General features: G+C 71.1%; 16 protein-coding genes. 4 read left to right on the top strand and 12 right to left on the bottom strand.

The window, feature by feature from the left end:
* Nucleotides 1-357: 357 nt before the first annotated feature.
* Together GA0115240_RS33200 and GA0115240_RS33195 are read right to left on the bottom strand one after the other, a co-directional pair.
* A complete protein-coding gene (locus GA0115240_RS33200) occupies nucleotides 358-888 on the bottom strand; it encodes a GNAT family N-acetyltransferase (RefSeq protein WP_093742568.1) in 531 nt (176 codons plus the stop codon).
* Between the two features lie 158 nt (nucleotides 889-1,046).
* Complete coding sequence (locus GA0115240_RS33195; protein WP_237555415.1) at nucleotides 1,047-2,549, bottom strand: MDR family MFS transporter; 1,503 nt, start codon at nucleotides 2,547-2,549, stop codon at nucleotides 1,047-1,049.
* 389 nt (nucleotides 2,550-2,938) lie between these two features.
* Between GA0115240_RS33195 and GA0115240_RS33190 the strand changes: the two genes are divergently transcribed.
* Entirely contained in the window at nucleotides 2,939-3,523 is a 585-nt protein-coding gene (locus tag GA0115240_RS33190; protein WP_093742564.1) for a TetR/AcrR family transcriptional regulator, read from the top strand.
* A 15-nt stretch (nucleotides 3,524-3,538) separates the two neighbouring features.
* Here GA0115240_RS33190 and GA0115240_RS33185 read toward each other — a convergent pair whose 3' ends face one another.
* Entirely contained in the window at nucleotides 3,539-4,327 is a 789-nt protein-coding gene (locus tag GA0115240_RS33185; RefSeq protein WP_093742576.1) for a M23 family metallopeptidase, read from the bottom strand.
* 450 nt (nucleotides 4,328-4,777) lie between these two features.
* Between GA0115240_RS33185 and GA0115240_RS33180 the strand changes: the two genes are divergently transcribed.
* Together GA0115240_RS33180 and GA0115240_RS33175 are read left to right on the top strand one after the other, a co-directional pair.
* Nucleotides 4,778-5,206 carry a trypco2 family protein gene (locus GA0115240_RS33180; RefSeq protein ID WP_237555413.1) on the top strand — a complete coding sequence of 143 codons (429 nt, stop codon included), beginning with the start codon at nucleotides 4,778-4,780 and terminating at the stop codon, nucleotides 5,204-5,206.
* Nucleotides 5,207-5,213: 7 nt separating this feature from the next.
* The gene (locus GA0115240_RS33175; RefSeq protein WP_256070159.1) at nucleotides 5,214-7,961 is read left to right on the top strand and encodes an NACHT domain-containing protein; all 2,748 of its coding nucleotides are present in this window, start codon (nucleotides 5,214-5,216) and stop codon (nucleotides 7,959-7,961) included.
* Nucleotides 7,962-8,084: 123 nt separating this feature from the next.
* Here the strand turns inward: GA0115240_RS33175 and GA0115240_RS33170 are convergent, their stop codons facing one another.
* The gene (locus tag GA0115240_RS33170) at nucleotides 8,085-10,607 is read right to left on the bottom strand and encodes an ATP-dependent Clp protease ATP-binding subunit (RefSeq protein WP_093742562.1); all 2,523 of its coding nucleotides are present in this window, start codon (nucleotides 10,605-10,607) and stop codon (nucleotides 8,085-8,087) included.
* A gap of 471 nt (nucleotides 10,608-11,078) precedes the next feature.
* Here GA0115240_RS33170 and GA0115240_RS33165 point away from each other — a divergent pair, with 471 nt between their 5' ends.
* Nucleotides 11,079-11,660: an SCO3374 family protein gene (locus tag GA0115240_RS33165; protein WP_176725241.1), complete on the top strand. Its 582-nt coding sequence runs from the start codon at nucleotides 11,079-11,081 to the stop codon at nucleotides 11,658-11,660.
* Here GA0115240_RS33165 and GA0115240_RS33160 read toward each other — a convergent pair.
* The 8 genes from GA0115240_RS33160 to GA0115240_RS33125 form a co-directional block, all read right to left on the bottom strand.
* Nucleotides 11,591-11,929: a histone-like nucleoid-structuring protein Lsr2 gene (locus GA0115240_RS33160; protein WP_093742561.1), complete on the bottom strand. Its 339-nt coding sequence runs from the start codon at nucleotides 11,927-11,929 to the stop codon at nucleotides 11,591-11,593. The genes GA0115240_RS33165 and GA0115240_RS33160 overlap by 70 nt on opposite strands.
* A gap of 121 nt (nucleotides 11,930-12,050) precedes the next feature.
* Nucleotides 12,051-12,569: an amino-acid N-acetyltransferase gene (locus GA0115240_RS33155; RefSeq protein WP_093742559.1), complete on the bottom strand. Its 519-nt coding sequence runs from the start codon at nucleotides 12,567-12,569 to the stop codon at nucleotides 12,051-12,053.
* Nucleotides 12,570-12,578: 9 nt separating this feature from the next.
* Complete coding sequence (locus tag GA0115240_RS33150) at nucleotides 12,579-12,974, bottom strand: BlaI/MecI/CopY family transcriptional regulator (protein ID WP_093742557.1); 396 nt, start codon at nucleotides 12,972-12,974, stop codon at nucleotides 12,579-12,581.
* A gap of 68 nt (nucleotides 12,975-13,042) precedes the next feature.
* Complete coding sequence (locus GA0115240_RS37480) at nucleotides 13,043-13,219, bottom strand: hypothetical protein (protein ID WP_093742555.1); 177 nt, start codon at nucleotides 13,217-13,219, stop codon at nucleotides 13,043-13,045.
* Between the two features lie 152 nt (nucleotides 13,220-13,371).
* Entirely contained in the window at nucleotides 13,372-14,037 is a 666-nt protein-coding gene (locus tag GA0115240_RS33140; protein WP_237555412.1) for a hypothetical protein, read from the bottom strand.
* A 65-nt stretch (nucleotides 14,038-14,102) separates the two neighbouring features.
* Nucleotides 14,103-14,897 (bottom strand): type III pantothenate kinase, encoded by a 795-nt coding sequence (locus GA0115240_RS33135; RefSeq protein WP_093742551.1) that lies wholly within the window; start codon nucleotides 14,895-14,897, stop codon nucleotides 14,103-14,105.
* A 6-nt stretch (nucleotides 14,898-14,903) separates the two neighbouring features.
* A complete protein-coding gene (nadC, locus tag GA0115240_RS33130; protein ID WP_093742549.1) occupies nucleotides 14,904-15,941 on the bottom strand; it encodes a carboxylating nicotinate-nucleotide diphosphorylase in 1,038 nt (345 codons plus the stop codon).
* The coding region (locus tag GA0115240_RS33125; protein WP_107407256.1) for an L-aspartate oxidase at nucleotides 15,938-17,577 on the bottom strand (1,640 nt) is incomplete at its 5' end. The genes nadC and GA0115240_RS33125, both read right to left, overlap by 4 nt.

Below are 17,577 nucleotides of genomic sequence, written 5' to 3'. Positions count from 1 at the left end.
CCGGACGGCACGGACGGTACGGGGCGGCCCGGCGCCAAAAACGGGCAAGCCCGACGCGGGGCCCAAAACGGGCAGCCCGACGCGGCGAGCAGTCGTGGCCGGGCGCGGCTCGGGCCTGGCGCCCCGGCCCGGGGGAAGGCGGCACGGGCGCGGCCCGGGGCCGGAGGCAGGTGCGGCCCGAGGCCTCAGCACTCGGCGTCGGCGCGGCGCCGTACCCCGCGGGGCCGGGGCTTCCCGACCGGCAGCGTTGACGTCATCGCCCTCCGGGCCGCCCCGACCGCCGCCGACCCGGCGATCCGCGATCTCCTGGCCGCCACGGTGGTGGGCGGCGCCCGCTGCTGAGCGGCGCCGCGAAAGCTACGGCGCCCACTCCTCGGCGAGCAGCCCGAGGACCACCCGGTCGACAAAAGCGCCGTACACCCAGGCGGAGCGCCGCAAGGTGCCCTCGACCGAGAATCCGGCCCGGGTCGCGGCCGCGATCATCGGCTCGTTGTCGACGAGGGTTTCGAGCTGGATCCGGTGCAGGCCGCGCACGGCGAATCCGTAGCCGCACAGCACCCGGACGACGTCGACCGCCAGCCCGCGCCCCCGGAAGCCGGGCAGCAGCGAGATCCCCAGGTGGGCGGACCTGTTGTGCGGGTCGATCCCCCACATCAGCGCCTCGCCGGCCAGTTCCCCCGATGCCAGCTCCACCACCGAGAAGTACGCCTTCCGGTCGGACGGTTCGGCCGCCGCGGCCGGGGAGTCGGCGGCGTCCGGCGGCAGGGGCCGCCAGGGGGCGGCGTCGGACCGCGACCGGGTCAGGACGTCCTCGTACAACTCGGCCTGGAAAACCGGGACATCGCTGTCCCGCCTGGTCCGCAACCCGACCTTCTCGCCACGTATCACGGGTCCTTGCTATCCCAACAACCGCAGCCGATCAACCGGGTTGCCGCGGCGCCCACCGGTCGGGCACGCGCGGGACCGCCGCCCGCCGGCCCGGGGCGGCGAAGCGGCGTGGGCCGCCCCTCGGGGGGCGGCCCACGCCGACACCGGCCGGGGTCCGGTCAGATCGCGTCGGCCAGGATCGGGGACTCCTCCACCGAGGCGGACTTGGCGGCGGCGCCGCGCAGCGGGGTCTCGACCAGGAACCAGGCCGCGATGAAGCCGATGACGCTGACCAGCGCACCGCAGAAGAACACGATGTGCGTGCCGGAGGCGACCGCGTGGAAGTAGGCGTCCTTGAGGGCCGGCGGGAACTTGGCGATGGTGGCCGGGTCGAGTTGGGCACCGTTGGCGGTGGCCGCCGAGCCCGAGGAGCCGGCCGCGTGGGACATGCCGTCCTGGATCTTGTGGGCGAACAGCGCGCCGAAGAGTGAGACGCCGAACGAGCCGCCGATCGTGCGGAACAGCGTGGCGGACGACGAGCCCACGCCGATGTCCTTCAGTTCCACGCTGTTCTGGGCGATGAGCATGGTGATCTGCATGACGAAGCCCATGCCGGCGCCGAGGACGGCCATGAACAGGCCGGACATCAGCCTGCTGGTGTGCACGTCCATGGTGGACAGCAGGTAGAGGCCCACGGTCATCAGACCGCCGCCGATGATCGGGAAGACCCGGTACTTGCCGGTGGCGGTGGTGACGCGGCCCGCGACCATGGAGACCGCCATCATCGCCAGCAGCATCGGGAGCAGCAGCAGGCCGGAGTTGGTGGCCGAGGCGCCCTGGACGGTCTGCTGGTAGAGCGGCAGGAAGGTCATCGCGCCGAACATCGTGAAGCCGACCAGGAAGCCGATCAGCGAGATGAGCGAGAAGTTGCTGTTGCGGAAGATGTGCAGCGGCATCACCGGCTCGGCGGCGCGGGTCTGGCTGTAGACGAAGGCTGCCAGGCTGACCAGGCCGAGCACCAGCAGGCCGATGATCATCCCGGAGCCCCAGGCGTACTGCGTGCCGCCCCAGGTGGTGAGCAGCACCAGCGAGGTGATGGCCACCGTCAGCAGGCCGGCGCCGAGGTAGTCGATGCGCCCCTGGCCCCGCTTCTTCGGCAGGTGCAGCACGATGGTGATCATGGCCAGGGCGACCGCGCCGATCGGCAGGTTGATGTAGAAGCTCCAGCGCCAGCCCCAGTTGTCGGTGATGGAGCCGCCGACCAGCGGTCCGCCGATCATGGCGATGGCCATCACACCGGCGATCAGTCCCTGGTACTTGCCCCGCTCACGCGGCGGGATCAGCTCGCCGATGACCGCCATCACACCGACCATCAGGCCGCCGGCGCCCAGGCCCTGGATGGCCCGGAAGGTGATCAGCTGGTCCATCGACTGGGAGGCCCCGGACAGTGCCGAGCCGAACAGGAACAGCACGATGGAGGTGAGGAAGATCCCCTTGCGCCCGTACATGTCGCCGAGCTTGCCCCAGATCGGGGTGGAGGCCGCGGTCGCCAGGGTGTACGAAGTGACCACCCACGACAGGTGGTTCAGGCCGCCCAGCTCGCCGACGATCGTCGGCATCGCGGTGCCGATGATCATGTTGTCCAGCATGGCGAGCAGCATCGCGATCATCAGGCCGACCATCACCACGCGGACGCTGCGCTGGCGTGGCCCCCCGCTCGCGGCAACCGTGGCGACCGGGTCGGCCGCGACGGCCGGGGCCGCGATCGGCGCGCCGTCCGATGACGGTGTCGGTGGCGGTGTTGGTGTCGGTGTGTCTATTCGGGACATGATCGGTTGCCTCCCCCTGGAGAGGGCGGCCGCTCCAGCACGCACCCGGTTCCGTGACCACGCGCACACACCGTGCTTACTTACCTGCCGCCCGACTAGTTTCCTACCGGCATCAAGCTACGGTCGTTACTAGCCGGGCGTCAAGTAAGTGCGTAGGGTCGGGGACAGGCCGTAACGTTGGCCGCAAGAGATGCCACACCGTGACCGCGGGGTCACACGCAGTGCAGCAGGAGAGCGACGCCATGGCCACACCGCACCATCCGCGCCGGGGTGACACCCGACGCCGTATCCAGGACGTCGCACTGCAACTGTTCTCCGAACACGGCTACGAGAAGACGTCGCTGCGCGAGATCGCCGAGCATCTCGACGTCACCAAGGCCGCGTTGTACTACCACTTCAAGACCAAGGAAGACATCCTGGTCAGCATCGCCGAGGACCTGGCCGGGCCGGTGGACGAACTGATCGCCTGGGCCGAGTCGCAGCCGCGCACGCTGGCCACCAAGCAGGAGATGCTGCGCCGCTACAGCGACGCGCTGTGGAACGCGGCCCCGCTCTTCCGCTTCATCCAGGAGAACCAGGCCACGGTGCGCGACCTGTCGATCGGTGAATCGATCAAGAGCCGGCTGACCGCGCTGAACGAGATGCTCAAGGAGCCCAACTCGTCGATGTCGGCGCAGGTCAGGTGCCTGACCGCGGTGTTCGCGATGCACGCCGGGATGTTCGCGATGCAGAGCATCGAGGGCGACCCCCTGGAGAAGCGCGCGGCCATCTTGGAGGTCGCCCTCGACCTGGTCGCCCAGGCGGACGCGAGTGTCGTCACGGGGTAGCCCCCGCGACCGGACTTACGGGTTCACGCCGTGCGCCCGCAGGAAGTGCAGCGGTTCGACGGACGAGCCGTAGTACGGCGTGGTGCGGACCTCGAAGTGCAGGTGCGGGCCGGTCGAGTTGCCGGTCGAGCCGGACAGGCCGATCGTCTGGCCGGTGATCACCCGCTCACCCACCGAGACACCCAGGTGCGACAGGTGGCCGTACTGCGAGTAGGTGTGGTCGTCGTGCTTGATCACGATGTTGTTGCCATAGGCGCCGCCCCAGCCGGCCTCGACCACGGTGCCGGTGTGCGCGGCCCGGACGGTCGTACCGGTGCCGACCACGAAGTCCTGACCGGAGTGCTTGTGCGCCCAGTGCGGACCGGCCTGGTCGTAACCCGCGCCCAGCACATAGTGGGCGGTCGGGGTCTCCCAGGAGGCGATGCGCGCCCTGAGGTCGGCAGCGGCCTTGGCCGCTGCCTGCTCCTTGGCCTTCGCGGCGGCCTGCTTCGCCTCGGCCGCAGCCCGGCGGGCCTGCTCGGCATGCTGCGCGGCGGCCAGGCGGGCGGCCTTCGCCTTGGCGGCGACGGCCTCGGCCTTGCCGGCGGCGGCCTTCTGGTCCGCCACCTGCTGCTGCACGGTGGCCGAAACGCTGGTGGCCGGCTGGGCGGCGAAAGCAGCCTCGGAGTGGTGTCCGCCGTCCGCGGCCATGGCCGCGGTCGAGCCCAGCGCGATCGCCGCGACCAGTCCGCCGGTCACAACGGCGACCCGGCCGCGTGTGACGGACTTCGGGGTGCGGTTCTTCGACGTCGAGTTCAAACGCATGGCGAAAACAACCTCCATGGGATGGGGAAGCGACAGAGCAGACTTCCTCCGTCGCGAATCCTTGGTAACCCGGCATTGCCGAGGTGACAAGGAGCCCTATTACTAGGCCGGGCCGTAGCCGGGGCCTCTTCGCCAACCGCACGCCGCCGCATGACAAACGTCCGTAAAGTCCGAAATGGGCGTCGAGAGATCAGGGTCAAGCCGGGCATACGGGTCCGCGCGCCGCTGATGTGGCCGCACTCCGCCGAAGGACGAGGAGAAGATCGCCGACCGCCCACTATTTCGATTAGTAAGTGGCATGGGTCACGTGCCGTACATCACCGGAACGAGGAAGCCGACGGCTTTCGGGGCCACATTGCCCTCGCCGCCCTTTCCGCGGAATTCGTGGCGCCGGTCACATTCGCTCCACTACCGTGGGGCTCCGGGACGCTGGTGCGAGGGGGAACTGCCATGGGGACGCAGGGCGACGACGTGGCGCCGGGGACCGGCGCCGTACCGGCCGGCGGGCCGGTCGGCGGGGCATCGGCCGGCGGGCCGTCGACCCGCCCCGAGGTCACCGGCATGGAGCTGGCCGAGGCGGTGGAGGCGATCCGGCAGGGCCTGATGACCGGGGCGGTGCGCGGCGCCGGCTCCGGTGTGCGGTTCGAGGTCGGTGAGATCCACATGGAGTTCTCCGTCGAACTGCAGCGCTCCCGCTCCGGCCGCGGCGGCGTCAAGGCCTGGGTGGTGGAGGCCGGCGCCGACGCCGCGCGCAGCACCGGGCGCACCCACACCGTCTCCTTCTCGCTGCGCCCGAAGGACGCCGCGACCGGTGCCTACCTGGAGATCGGCGCCCCGCGCGAAGGCGACACCTCGGGCCTGTCGTACGACGAGGGGTGAGCCCGCGGTGACCGGTCCGGTACGGGAACGGCTCGCCGTCGTCCAGTGCGGCGGGCGGCAGGGCAGCGGCTATCTGCTGACGCCGACGGTGGTGCTCACCGCCGCCCACGTGGTGGCGGGCAGCCAGGAGGTCCGGGTCACCACGCCGGGATCGGGCGGCGAGGCGGTCTGCCGCCGGCTCGGCTCCTGGTACCGGGAACAGTCCGGTGTCGATGTGGCGCTGGTGGCCTCCGACCAGCCGCTGACCACCGCGCAGCACTTCTTCGGCTGGGCGGACCGGCACTGGGCCGACATCACCGCGCTCGGCCAGATCCCGAACTGCACGGCGATCGGCTTCCCCTACGTCCAGCGCGGCGCCGGCGGCCTGCTGGACAGCGACCAGATCCACGGCACCTACAAGCCGGGCTCCGGCCTGTTCAGCCGCCGGAACGTGCTGACCGTGGACGGCACCCCGCCGGCCCCCCGGCCCGACGGGATCTCCCCCTGGGCGGGCATGTCCGGCGCGGCCGTCTTCGTCGGCGGGGTGCTGCTCGGCGTGATCACCGCCGATCCCTCCGGCTGGCAGCACAGCCGGCTGACGATCACCCCGATGCACCGGCTGCTCGGCGAGGAGGGCTTCCTCGCCGTCCTCGACGCCCTCGACTTCCGCGCCCGGCGCACCTCGCCGCCCGGCCAGCTCGTCGACGAGTCGGCCGAGTTCGAGCAGCGCTACGGCGCCTATCTGGCCAAGCACCACGGCGCCCTGCGGATCTTCGGTATCGACCTGACCGCCCGGCGCCGGGCCACCTGGCCGCTGGACACCGCGTACTACAGCCTGGAGGCGACCAGGACGGCCCTACCCGCTGCTCCGGCCGCTCCGGCCGCCGGTCCCGCCCCGGTTCCGCCGGACCCGCCGCCACCGGCTCCCAGCGGCCCGATGCCCGCCGAGCAGGCACTGGCCGGGCACAAGCGGGTGCTGCTGCGCGGGGTCGCCGGATCGGGGAAGACCACCTTGATCCAGTGGCTGGCCGTCTCCACCGCCCGGCGGGACCTGCGCGAGCCCCTCCATCACTTACGGGACCTGGTGCCGTTCGTGCTGCCGCTGCGGACCATCTCCCGCCGCGAGCAGCTGCCGGCGCCCGCCGACTTCCTCTCGGCGGTGGAGGCACCGCTCACCCCGCCGGCCGGCTGGGCGGAGAAGGTGCTGACCGAGGGCCGGGGCCTGGTGCTGATCGACGGCGTGGACGAGATCGACGAGCGGGCCCGGGAGCGGGTGGGTACCTGGCTGCGGAAGCTGCTGGCCGCCTACCCCGACAACCACTGGCTGGTGACCTCCCGCCCCTCCGCCGTCGCCGACTCCTGGCTGGCCGACGAGGGCTTCACCGATCTGACCCTGTCCCCGATGAGCCGGCGCGACATCCGCGCCTTCGTGAACCGCTGGCACGACGCGGCCCGGGGGACGCCGGGCGGCGACCCGGAGGAGCTGCCCCGGCTCGACCACTACGAGCGGACCCTGCTGGACGCCCTGCAGACCAAGCAGGACCTGGCCCGGCTGGCCACGAACCCGCTGATGTGCGGGCTGATCTGCGCGCTGCACCGCGACCGCAGCGGCTATCTGCCCACCGGCCGCAAGGAGCTCTACGACGCGGCGCTGTCGATGCTGCTGATCCGCCGCGACCGCGAGCGCGACCTGGGCCCCCAGCTCACCGAGGAGCCGCAGGTCCAGCTGCTGCAGAAGCTGGCGTACTGGCTGGTGAAGAACCGGCAGGCCGAGATGGACCGCAGCGACGCGCTCCGGCTGATCGAGGGCGCGCTGCCCTCGATGCCGGCGGTGGCCACCGCGGTCGGGGGCCCGTCGGCGGTCTACGACTACCTGCTCAACCGCAGCGGGCTGCTGCGCGAGCCCAGCAACGCCACCGTCGACTTCATCCACCGCACCTTCCAGGACTATCTGGCCGCCCGCGCCGCCGTCGAGGAGCTCGACTTCGACCTGCTGGCCGACAACGCCCATCACGACCAGTGGTCCGATGTGATCCGGATGGCGGTGGCCCATGGGCGCCCGGCCGAGCGGGCCCGGCTGCTGGGCAAGATCCTGGAGCGCGGCGACCGCTTCCCGGTGCACAGCACCCGGCTGCACCTGCTGGCCACGGCCTGCCTGGAGCACGCCACCGAGCTGGACCCGCTGGTGCGGGCCTCGGTGGAGGCGCGGGCCGAGATGCTCATCCCGCCGCAGACGCTCGCGGACGCCGAGGTGCTGGCGGAGATCGGGCCCATCGTGCTGGAGCTGCTGCCGGGGCCGGAGGGCCTGGCGGCGACCGAGATCAGCGCCGTCGTGCACACCGCCTGGCTGATCGGCGGGGACGCGGCGGTGCCGCTGCTGGCCCGCTACGCGGAGAGCGCCCCGGCGGCCGGCCGCGCCCGGCTGGGGGAGTTCCCGCGCGCCACCGACCCCGACCTGTACGCGGCCGAGGTGATCCGCCGGGTGCTGGGGCCGGGCCTGACGGTCAGCGCCGGGTCGGTTGAGGAGCTGACCGCCCTGACCAGGCTGAGCGGCGTCCGGCGGCTGATGCTGCACAGCGCCCGGCTGATCCGGCGCCCCGAACTGCTCGCCGCCCTGCCGGGGCTGCGCGCGCTGACCCTCACCAACCACACGGTGGCACTCGACCTCGCCCCGCTGGCCGCCCTGCCCCAGCTGACCCGGATCGACTCCTTCGGCCCGGTGCGGAACGCCGGCCTGCTGCCGCATGTCACGGTCACCGTGCACGCCCGGCAGTAGCCGGCCCGGGCGCCGGAGGGGCACGGCAAAGCGGTCGGCCCCGGGTCCGAGGACCCGGGGCCGACCGCCGCCGTGCTTCCGGTCCGCGCCCGCCGACGGGCGGCCGGCGCGGACCGCAGGCCGCTACGCCTCCTTGGAGAGGTTCGGCGGGCCGCCCGCCGTCTCGACCGGCGGGGTGTCCGCCACCGTGACCTTCTCCTCGCCACGGAAGGTGAACTTCGCGGTCTCGCCCTCACCGTCGACATCCACGACGACGATGTGGCCGGGCCGCAGCTCCCCGAACAGGATCTTCTCGGACAGCGAGTCCTCGATCTCCCGCTGGATCGTGCGCCGCAGCGGGCGCGCGCCCATCACCGGGTCGTAGCCCCGCTTGGAGAGCAGGACCTTCGCCTCGGTGCTGAGCTCGATGCCCATGTCGCGGTCGCGCAGCCGCTCGTCCACCCGGCCGATCATCAGGTCGACGATCTGCAGGATGTCCGCCTCGGTGAGCTGCGGGAAGACGATCACGTCGTCCACCCGGTTGAGGAACTCCGGCCGGAAGTGCTGCTTCAGCTCGTCGCTGACCTTGGCCTTCATCCGCTCGTAGTTGCTCTTGGTGTCGCCCTGGGCGGCGAAGCCCAGGTTGAACCCCTTGGAGATGTCCCGGGTGCCGAGGTTGGTGGTCATGATGATCACCGTGTTCTTGAAGTCCACGACCCGGCCCTGGGAGTCGGTCAGCCGACCGTCCTCCAGGATCTGCAGCAGGCTGTTGAAGATGTCCGGGTGGGCCTTCTCGACCTCGTCGAAGAGGACGACGGAGAACGGCTTGCGGCGCACCTTCTCGGTGAGCTGGCCGCCCTCCTCGTACCCGACGTAGCCGGGCGGGGAGCCGAAGAGCCGCGAGACGGTGTGCTTCTCGCTGAACTCCGACATGTCGAGCGAGATCAGCGCGTCCTCGTCGCCGAAGAGGAACTCGGCCAGCGCCTTGGACAGCTCGGTCTTACCCACGCCGGACGGGCCGGCGAAGATGAACGAGCCACCGGGACGCTTGGGGTCCTTCAGACCCGCGCGGGTCCGGCGGATGGCCTTGGAGAGCGCCTTGACGGCGTCCCGCTGGCCGATGACGCGCTTGTGCAGCTCGTCCTCCATGCGCAGCAGCCGGGAGGACTCCTCCTCGGTGAGCTTGAAGACCGGGATGCCGGTGGCGGTGGCCAGGACTTCGGCGATCAGCTCGCCGTCGACCTCGGCGACGACGTCCATGTCGCCGGCCTTCCACTCCTTCTCCCGCTTGGTCTTCGCGGCGAGCAGCTGCTTCTCGTTGTCCCGCAGCGAGGCGGCCTTCTCGAAGTCCTGCGAATCGATCGCGGACTCCTTCTCGCGCCGCACTTCGGCGATCTTCTCGTCGAACTCGCGCAGGTCCGGCGGCGCGGTCATCCGGCGGATGCGCATCCGGGAGCCGGCCTCGTCGATCAGGTCGATCGCCTTGTCCGGCAGGAAGCGGTCCGAGATGTAGCGGTCGGCCAGGGTGGCCGCCTGCACCAGTGCCTCATCGGTGATGGACACCCGGTGGTGCGCCTCGTAGCGGTCCCGCAGGCCCTTGAGGATCTCGATGGTGTGCGGCAGCGACGGCTCCGCGACCTGGATGGGCTGGAAGCGGCGCTCCAGCGCCGCGTCCTTCTCCAGGTACTTGCGGTACTCGTCGAGCGTGGTGGCACCGATGGTCTGCAGCTCACCGCGGGCCAGCATCGGCTTCAGGATGGAGGCCGCGTCGATCGCGCCCTCCGCGGCGCCGGCGCCGACCAGGGTGTGCAGCTCATCGATGAACAAGATGATGTCGCCGCGGGTGCGGATCTCCTTGAGCACCTTCTTCAGGCGCTCCTCGAAGTCACCGCGGTAGCGGGAGCCGGCGACCAGGGCGCCCAGGTCGAGCGTGTAGAGCTGCTTGTCCTTGAGCGTCTCGGGCACCTCGCCCTTGACGATCGCCTGGGCCAGGCCCTCCACGACGGCGGTCTTGCCGACGCCGGGCTCGCCGATCAGCACCGGGTTGTTCTTGGTGCGGCGGGACAGCACCTGCATGACCCGCTCGATCTCCTTCTCGCGCCCGATCACCGGGTCGAGCTTGGTCTCACGAGCGGCCTGGGTGAGGTTGCGGCCGAACTGGTCCAGGACGAGCGAGGTCGAGGGCGTGCCCTCGGCCGGCCCGCCGGCCGTGGCCGACTCCTTCCCGGTGGAGTATCCGGACAGCAGCTGGATGACCTGCTGCCGGACCCGGTTGAGGTCGGCGCCCAGCTTCACCAGGACCTGGGCGGCGACGCCCTCGCCCTCGCGGATCAGGCCGAGCAGGATGTGCTCGGTGCCGATGTAGTTGTGCCCGAGCTGAAGGGCCTCGCGGAGCGACAGCTCCAGCACCTTCTTGGCCCGGGGAGTGAAGGGGATGTGACCGGACGGGGCCTGCTGCCCCTGACCGATGATCTCCTCCACCTGCTGACGGACCGCCTCGAGCGAAATCCCGAGGCTCTCCAGGGCCTTAGCGGCGACACCCTCACCCTCGTGGATCAGGCCCAGGAGGATGTGCTCGGTGCCGATGTAGTTGTGGTTGAGCATCCGGGCTTCTTCCTGAGCCAGGACGACAACCCGCCGCGCACGGTCGGTGAACCTCTCGAACATCGTTAATCGCTCCTCAGAGCGGTCGGGCAGTGAGGGGTCGGTCCCCTCCCAGTCCTTCCGCATGCTAGTCCCGCACAGCGGCGCCGCTCACGAATCACCCCCGCTCGCGCGGGGGAAGCTGCGCTACCGGCTGACGTCACTCCCACAACCTCGATGGTGCGAGACGATGTTCCCGCAGGCCAGGCGAATACCCCTTTATCAAGTACGCCCGTGGCGAACGCCCGCCCCACCTGCCCGAACACCAGCCCTTCTCACTAGGTACTTCTTACCCTCAGCCGCTGGTAATCCACACCGCGCCACCACTTCGAGTGCGCTACGGGCGAACAAGCTCAGCGCCCCCCGTTGCTTCCAGCGTGCGCCCCCCACCCGCCGAGGCGCGACTGGGGCACCACCGGGGCGGAAACCGGTCACCGGACGCACGCGGAGGGAAACGTTACGTAACCCTATCCGCGTCCGACAGTTGCATACGGCATGGGCTGGTACGAGCAGGAGCTGGGATGGCCGGTGACAGCGGGGCCGCCCCCCGGGCTGGTCACGGGAGTGCGGTTCGACGCGCTGGAGGTGCCGGCGACCGCCGGGTTCGCGATGCTGAGCCGCTTCTCCCGGCCGGATCAGCTGGGCCCGGTGGCGCTGGACGGCCACCGGATCCGGCTGCTGGTCGCCGCCGGGTCCGCGCAGGAGCTGCCGGGGCTGCTGGAGTGGCTGGAGTGGGGCGGCATCCCGCTGGATCTGACCGCGCTGGGCGCGGGGCAGGGGATGCGGGCGCCGGCGCACCCGGAGTGGGCCCGCCGGGAGGCCGCGTACGACCGGTCGGCACCGGTGTGGCTGCGGCCTCCTCGGCCGGGATTCGACGTGGAATCCACCGTGCCCGCGCTGCGTGCCACGGGCGAGGCCGATGAGGGAACCCCCATCGGTCTGTCGGCACTGGTGGCCGCCTTGGCGACGGCCTGCCATCGGATCACCTTGCGAACGGGCCGCCAGGATCAGCCGTGGGCCTTCTCGTACGCCTCGCGGATGGTCGCCGGCACGCGGCCCCGGTCGTTGACCTCGTAGCCCTTCTCCTTGGCCCACGCACGGATCTTCGCGGTGTCCGGGCCGGAGGCGCCGCCACTGCGAGGAGCCTTGGTACGGCCCCGCCCAGCGCGCCCGCCGGTACGGCGGCCACTGTCCGTGTACGGGTTGAGCAGCCCGCGCAGCTTGTCGGCATTTTCCGTAGTGAGGTCGATCTCGTACGTCACACCGTCGAGTGCGAACGTCACGGTCTCGTCCGCCTCGCCGCCGTCGAGGTCGTCAACAAGAAGGACCTGAACCTTCTGTGCCACCGGCTTCCCTTTCATCGAAAACGGATTAACGGTAAAAGCAAAGCGCCTTTCCGCGAAAAACACAAACCCCTTGCGCGAAGAGGTCCCCCCGGGGTAGCCGCGATCCGGACAAACCGGATCCTCACAGTTGCAGCAGCATGCGGCTGTTGCCCAAGGTGTTCGGTTTCACTCGCTCCAGGTCGAGGAACTCGGCGACGCCCTCGTCATTGGAACGCAGCAGCTCCCCGAACACATCACCGTCCACCGGGGTCTCCCCGATCTCGACGAAGCCGTGCTTGGCGAAGAAGTCAACTTCGAAGGTGAGGCAGAAAATGCGCCGGACTCCGAGCCAGCGCGCGGTGTGCAGCAACTTCCCCAGTACCTGGTGTCCGACACCCGCGCCGCGCAGCGCCGGGTCGACTGCCAAGGTTCTGACCTCGGCGAGGTCTTCCCACATCACATGGAGCGCGCCGCAGCCGACGACGCTCGCGTCCTCATCGCGTTCGGCGACCCAGAACTCCTGGATGTCCTCATAAAGGGTCACGGTCGCCTTGTCCAGCAGGATGCCGTCGCGGACATAGGAGTCCAGCAGCCGCCGCAGGGTGTGGACATCGCCGGTGCGGGCGCGGCGGATCGTGACCTCATTCGACTTCAGCGGCATGGGCGGACGCTATCGCCCTTCGGGTTCCTCCACGCCGGAGGGGTCCACGGACTGGATGACGCGCAATGCGTCCCGCACCGCTTCCCGCTGTTCCGGGGTCATCATGCCGAAGAAGTGGACCAGGGCCTCGGCACGGTAGTCGCTCGCCGCCCAGCCCTCGTTCATCAGTGCGGCCGAGTACGCTGCTCTTGTGGATACCGCCTCATAGCGATAAGCGCGGCCTTCGGCGGTGCGGCGCAGCCAGCCCTTCTGCCGCAGGTTGTCCATTACGGTCATCACCGTTGTGTAGGCGATGGATCGTTCCTGTGTCAGGTCTTCCAGTACCTCACGAACCGTGACCGGGCGGTTCCACTCCCATACGCGGGTCATCACGACGTCTTCGAGCTCTCCCAGTGGTCGTACCACACGGGAAATAGTACGGCCCGACGAGAAGAAATGCCCGAATTAGGACATTCAGCGATCCGCCGTGATCCTCAGCGATCCTCGATGGTCGCCTGCTTCGCCGCCTCGGCCCGGGCGAAGGCGGCATCCACGGCCGCGTCCTCCTTGGCCTTGTTGGCGCCACCCTGGTTCTTGATCATCGTCACGATGACCCCGATGAAGAGAACCGCCATCACCAGCGGGGGTACGAGCGCGGAAACGTAATCCATACCGTGCAGCGTAGCCGCGGCCGCCGGGCGGTCTTTGCCCGCCCTCCACTCGGGGCCGGCCGGACGCGGCCGCGCATTGGCGGCCGCGTCTGTTTTCCCCCTGCACGGGTCTGTCGCCGCACTCTTCCGGCGGCCGCCCCGCAGCGCCCCTTTCAGGCGCTCCGGGCCTGATCCGGTTTGCCGGGCGCGGGAGTACGGCGGTGCGGCGGCCAGAGTTCGGCCGGCGTGGGCGTACGGCGGCCCGGGTCCTGCGGCGCGGGCTCGGTCTCCGGTTTCTGCGGCGGATTCCCCTTCGGCTTCTGCTCGGGCTCGTCGGCGGCGGCCGCCGGGGTGTTCGGCAGCAGGGCGAGCAGGCGGCGCGGCGCGGGCATAGGGGCCTCCAGGCGCAGTCGTACGTCGTTCTCCGCGAGGGTTTCGCAGTGGCGCAGCAGTGCGGTGCGCCGCAGGTGCTCAGGGGCGGCGCAGGGCAGGGAGCGCAACTGGCGCAGGGCGGCCAGGTCGGCGGGAGCGGGGACGTAACCGCCGGCCAGGGCGGTGCCGAGCCGTTCCATGTAGCCGACCGAGCTGCCGGGCAGCGCGTCGCGGTAGCGGCGCAGTTCGTCCAGGAAGAAGGTGCGCAGCCGTCCCGCCTCGTGCACCGCCTCGTCGACGGCCTCCACGAGCCGCAGATAGTCCTGGACGTACTCGGCGGGGCGGGACACAGCGGGTGCGGCGACGGACCGGCTCGGGTGCAGCACCTCGGCGAGGGCGCGGCGCACCACGCGTAGCTCGTCGGCGCTGAACGCCATGCCGCCTCGGGTTCCGTGTGGCGTTGGCATGCGTGAACTTTAATTACTTACCGGACAAACTTGGTGTAATACGGCATGCCCGGGTGCGTCGCGGGTCAGGTCACCGACACATTCCGCTCGTACACCAGCCGCAGCCCGATCAGCGTCAGCCACGGCTCGTGCTCGTCGATCAGCGATGCCTCCCCCAGGACCAGCGGCGCCAGCCCGCCGGTGGCGATCACCGTCACATCGTCCGGGTCGTCGGCCAGCTCGCGGGCCATCCGCTCGGCGATGCCGTCGGCCTGGCCGGCGAAACCGTAGAGGATGCCCGACTGCATCGCCTCGATGGTGTTCTTGCCGATCACGCTGCGCGGCCGGGCCAGCTCGATCTTGCGCAGCTGCGCCCCGCGCATCCCCAGCGCGTCCACCGAGATCTCGATGCCGGGCGCGATCGCCCCGCCCACGTACTCGCCGCGGGCCGACACCGCGTCGAAGGTGGTGGCGGTGCCGAAGTCGACCACGATGCACGGGCCGCCGTACAGATGCACCGCGGCCAGCGAGTTGATGATCCGGTCGGAGCCGACCTCCTTGGGGTGGTCGACCAGGATCGGCACCCCGGTCTTCACCCCGGGCTCCACCAGGATCGCCGGCACGTCGCCGTAGTAGCGGCGGGTCACCTCGCGCAGCTCGTGCAGCACCGACGGCACGGTGGAGCAGATCGCGATGCCGTCGATGCCGTCCCCGAGGTCGCCGAGCAGCGGATGCATGCCCATCAGACCCTGGAGCAGTACGGCCAGTTCGTCGGCGGTACGGCGCGGGTCGGTGGAGATCCGCCAGTGTTCGACGATCTCCTCGCCGTCGAACAGTCCGAGGACCGTGTGGGTGTTGCCGACGTCGATGGTGAGCAGCATCCGCCTCTACGCTTCCGCTCGCAGGTCGAGGCCGATGTCCAGGATCGGGGAGGAGTGGGTGAGCGCGCCCACCGAGAGGTAGTCGACCCCCGTCGCCGCGTAGGCGGCCGCGTTGTCCAGGCTGAGCCGGCCGGAGGACTCCAGGACGGCCCGGCCGGCCACCAGCGCCACCGCCTCGGCGGTCTGCTCCGGGGTGAAGTTGTCCAGCAGGATCAGGTCCGCGCCTGCCTCCAGCACCTCCCGGACCTGCTCCAGGGTGTCCGCCTCGACCTCGATGGCCACCTCGGGGAACTCCGCGCGGACCAGCTTGAACGCCTGGGCCACGCCCCCGGCCGCCACCACGTGGTTGTCCTTGACCAGCGCCGCGTCCGACAGCGACATCCGGTGGTTGACGCCGCCGCCGCAGCGCACCGCGTACTTCTCCAGGGCCCGCAGACCCGCCGTGGTCTTTCGGGTGTCGCGCACTTCCGCCTTGGTGCCCGCCAGGGCGTCCGCCCAGGCCCGGGTCGCGGTGGCGATGCCGGACAGCCGGCACAGCAGGTTGAGCGCGCTGCGCTCGGCGGTCAGCAGATCACGGGTGCGGGCGGTGACGGTGAGCAGCTTGTCCCCCGCGCCGACCCGGTCGCCGTCCTCGACGTGCCGCTCGACCTCGAACTCGTCGGTGCAGACCACCGACAGCACCGCCTCGGCGATCCGCAGCCCGGCCACCGTACCGGCCTCGCGGGCGGTGAAGTCGCCGATCGCGCGGGCCTGCTCGGGGACGGTCGCGACCGTGGTGATGTCCACGCCCTGGTCGAGATCCTCCTCGATGGCCAGGTGCGCGATGTCCTCGACCTGGATCGGATCCAGCCCGGCGTCGGCCAGCAGCTGGGCGAGGTCCGGGTCCAGACCGCACTCCAGCGGGTCGAGCTCGTACTCCTCGTAGTCGGTGTGGCCGTCGCCGCAGCCGCAGCCGTCACCGCAGCCGCCTCCGCCGGTCTCCGCGGGCGGGCCGAACTGCGGCAGGGGGAGGGACACGGGCCCAGGGCGGTCGGGGGTGCTCACGCAAACTCCTTCATATTCGGGGCGGCCGCCCCATCATCCCCGAATCCGGGGCCTTCGGTGGTACGGACGGCGAGGGTGCGCTCCGGGGTCAGGCGTACCACCAGGTGGCGGCGCCAGCGCCCGTCGTCCCGGTCCGGGCGGTCCTCGCGCCAGTGGCAGCCGCGGGTCTCCTCGCGGCGCCGGGCGGCGGCCACCAGCACCTGGGCGACCAGGCCCAGATTGGTGGCCTCCCAGGTCTCCACGCACGGCTCGGCGGTCTTGCCGTCCCGCTCGTAGGCGTCCTCGGCCGCGCCGTTCAGCCGCTCCAGGGCCTCGGCCGCGGCCGCCAGACTCCGCGCGCTGCGCAGTACGCCGGCGCCGGCCGTCATGATGCGCTGCACCTCGAAGCGCGCCTCGGAGGCCAGCAGCGGGCCCCGCACCGGAGCGGGGATGACGGGTTCGCCCGGGTCGGCGGGGTCGGCCAGCACATCGGCGGCGATCCGCTCGGCGAAGACCAGCCCTTCGAGCAGCGAGTTGGAGGCGAGCCGGTTCGCGCCGTGCACCCCCGTGCAGGCGACCTCGCCGCACGCGTACAGGCCCGGCACGGTGGTACGGCCGCGCAGATCGGTGACGACCCCGCCGGAGGCGTAGTGGGCCGCCGGGGCGACCGGTATCGGCTGCGTCACCGGGTCGATGCCGTGCGCCCGGCAGGCGGCCAGGATGGTCGGGAAGCGCTGCTCCCACATGGCCGCGCCGAAGTGCCGGGCGTCGAGGAACATGTGCTCGGCGCCGGTTTCCTGCATCCGCCGCATGATGCCCTTGGCCACGATGTCCCGGGGCGCCAGCTCGGCCAGTTCGTGCCGGCCGAGCATGAAGCGCACCCCGTCGGCGTCGACCAGGTGGGCGCCCTCGCCGCGGACCGCCTCCGAGACCAGGGGCTGCTGGCCCTCGGCGTCCGCGCCCAGCCACAGCACCGTCGGGTGGAACTGCACGAACTCCAGGTCGCTGACCTCGGCGCCGGCCCGCAGCGCCAGCGCGACACCGTCCCCGGTGGACACCGCCGGATTGGTGGTGGCCGAGAAGACCTGGCCCATCCCGCCGGTGGCCAGCACCACGGTCCGGGCCCGGACCGCGCCGACGCCGTCGCGCTGCCCGGCGCCCATCACGTGCAGGGTGACGCCGGCCGTACGGCCCCGGGAGTCGGTGAGCAGATCGAGCACCAGCGCGTTCTCGACGAGTTCGATGTTCCGGCCGGCCGCCGGGTCGGCGTGCGCCGCGCGGACCGCCTCGATCAGCGCCCGCGAGACCTCCGCGCCGGTCGCGTCCCCGCCGGCGTGCACGATCCGGCGCCGGTGGTGGCCCCCCTCACGGGTGAGCAGGATGTCGCCGTCGTCGCCGGTGTCGAAGTGCGCGCCGGTGGCGATGAGCCGGCGCACCGCGCCCGGGCCCTCGGTCACCAGCGCCCGTACCGCCGCCTCGTCGCACAGGCCGGCCCCGGCGACCAGGGTGTCGTCGAGGTGCTGCTGCGGGGTGTCGCCCTCGCCGAGCGCGGCGGCGATACCGCCCTGCGCCCAGCGGGTGGAGCCGTCGTCCAGATGCGCCTTGGTCACCACGGTGACCTTCGCGCCGGCCGCGGCGCAGCGCAGCGCGACGGTGA

Source organism: Streptomyces sp. DvalAA-14 (genome assembly GCF_900091855.1).
In the GTDB taxonomy this organism is placed as follows: Bacteria; Actinomycetota; Actinomycetes; order Streptomycetales; family Streptomycetaceae; genus Actinacidiphila.
This window is presented reverse-complemented; position numbering and strand designations above follow the sequence as displayed.

Coding starts and splice junctions, on each gene's coding strand:
- GA0115240_RS33165 (WP_176725241.1), top strand. CDS start 11,079: ATGGGCTGGTACGAGCAGGAGCTGGGATGGCCGGTGACAGCGGGGCCG.
- GA0115240_RS33185 (WP_093742576.1), bottom strand. CDS start 4,327: ATGCGTTTGAACTCGACGTCGAAGAACCGCACCCCGAAGTCCGTCACA.
- GA0115240_RS33170 (WP_093742562.1), bottom strand. CDS start 10,607: ATGTTCGAGAGGTTCACCGACCGTGCGCGGCGGGTTGTCGTCCTGGCT.
- GA0115240_RS37480 (WP_093742555.1), bottom strand. CDS start 13,219: ATGGATTACGTTTCCGCGCTCGTACCCCCGCTGGTGATGGCGGTTCTC.
- GA0115240_RS33140 (WP_237555412.1), bottom strand. CDS start 14,037: ATGCCAACGCCACACGGAACCCGAGGCGGCATGGCGTTCAGCGCCGAC.
- GA0115240_RS33135 (WP_093742551.1), bottom strand. CDS start 14,897: ATGCTGCTCACCATCGACGTCGGCAACACCCACACGGTCCTCGGACTG.
- GA0115240_RS33195 (WP_237555415.1), bottom strand. CDS start 2,549: ATGGTCGGCCTGATGATCGCGATGCTGCTCGCCATGCTGGACAACATG.
- GA0115240_RS33155 (WP_093742559.1), bottom strand. CDS start 12,569: ATGCCGCTGAAGTCGAATGAGGTCACGATCCGCCGCGCCCGCACCGGC.
- GA0115240_RS33180 (WP_237555413.1), top strand. CDS start 4,778: ATGGGGACGCAGGGCGACGACGTGGCGCCGGGGACCGGCGCCGTACCG.
- GA0115240_RS33190 (WP_093742564.1), top strand. CDS start 2,939: ATGGCCACACCGCACCATCCGCGCCGGGGTGACACCCGACGCCGTATC.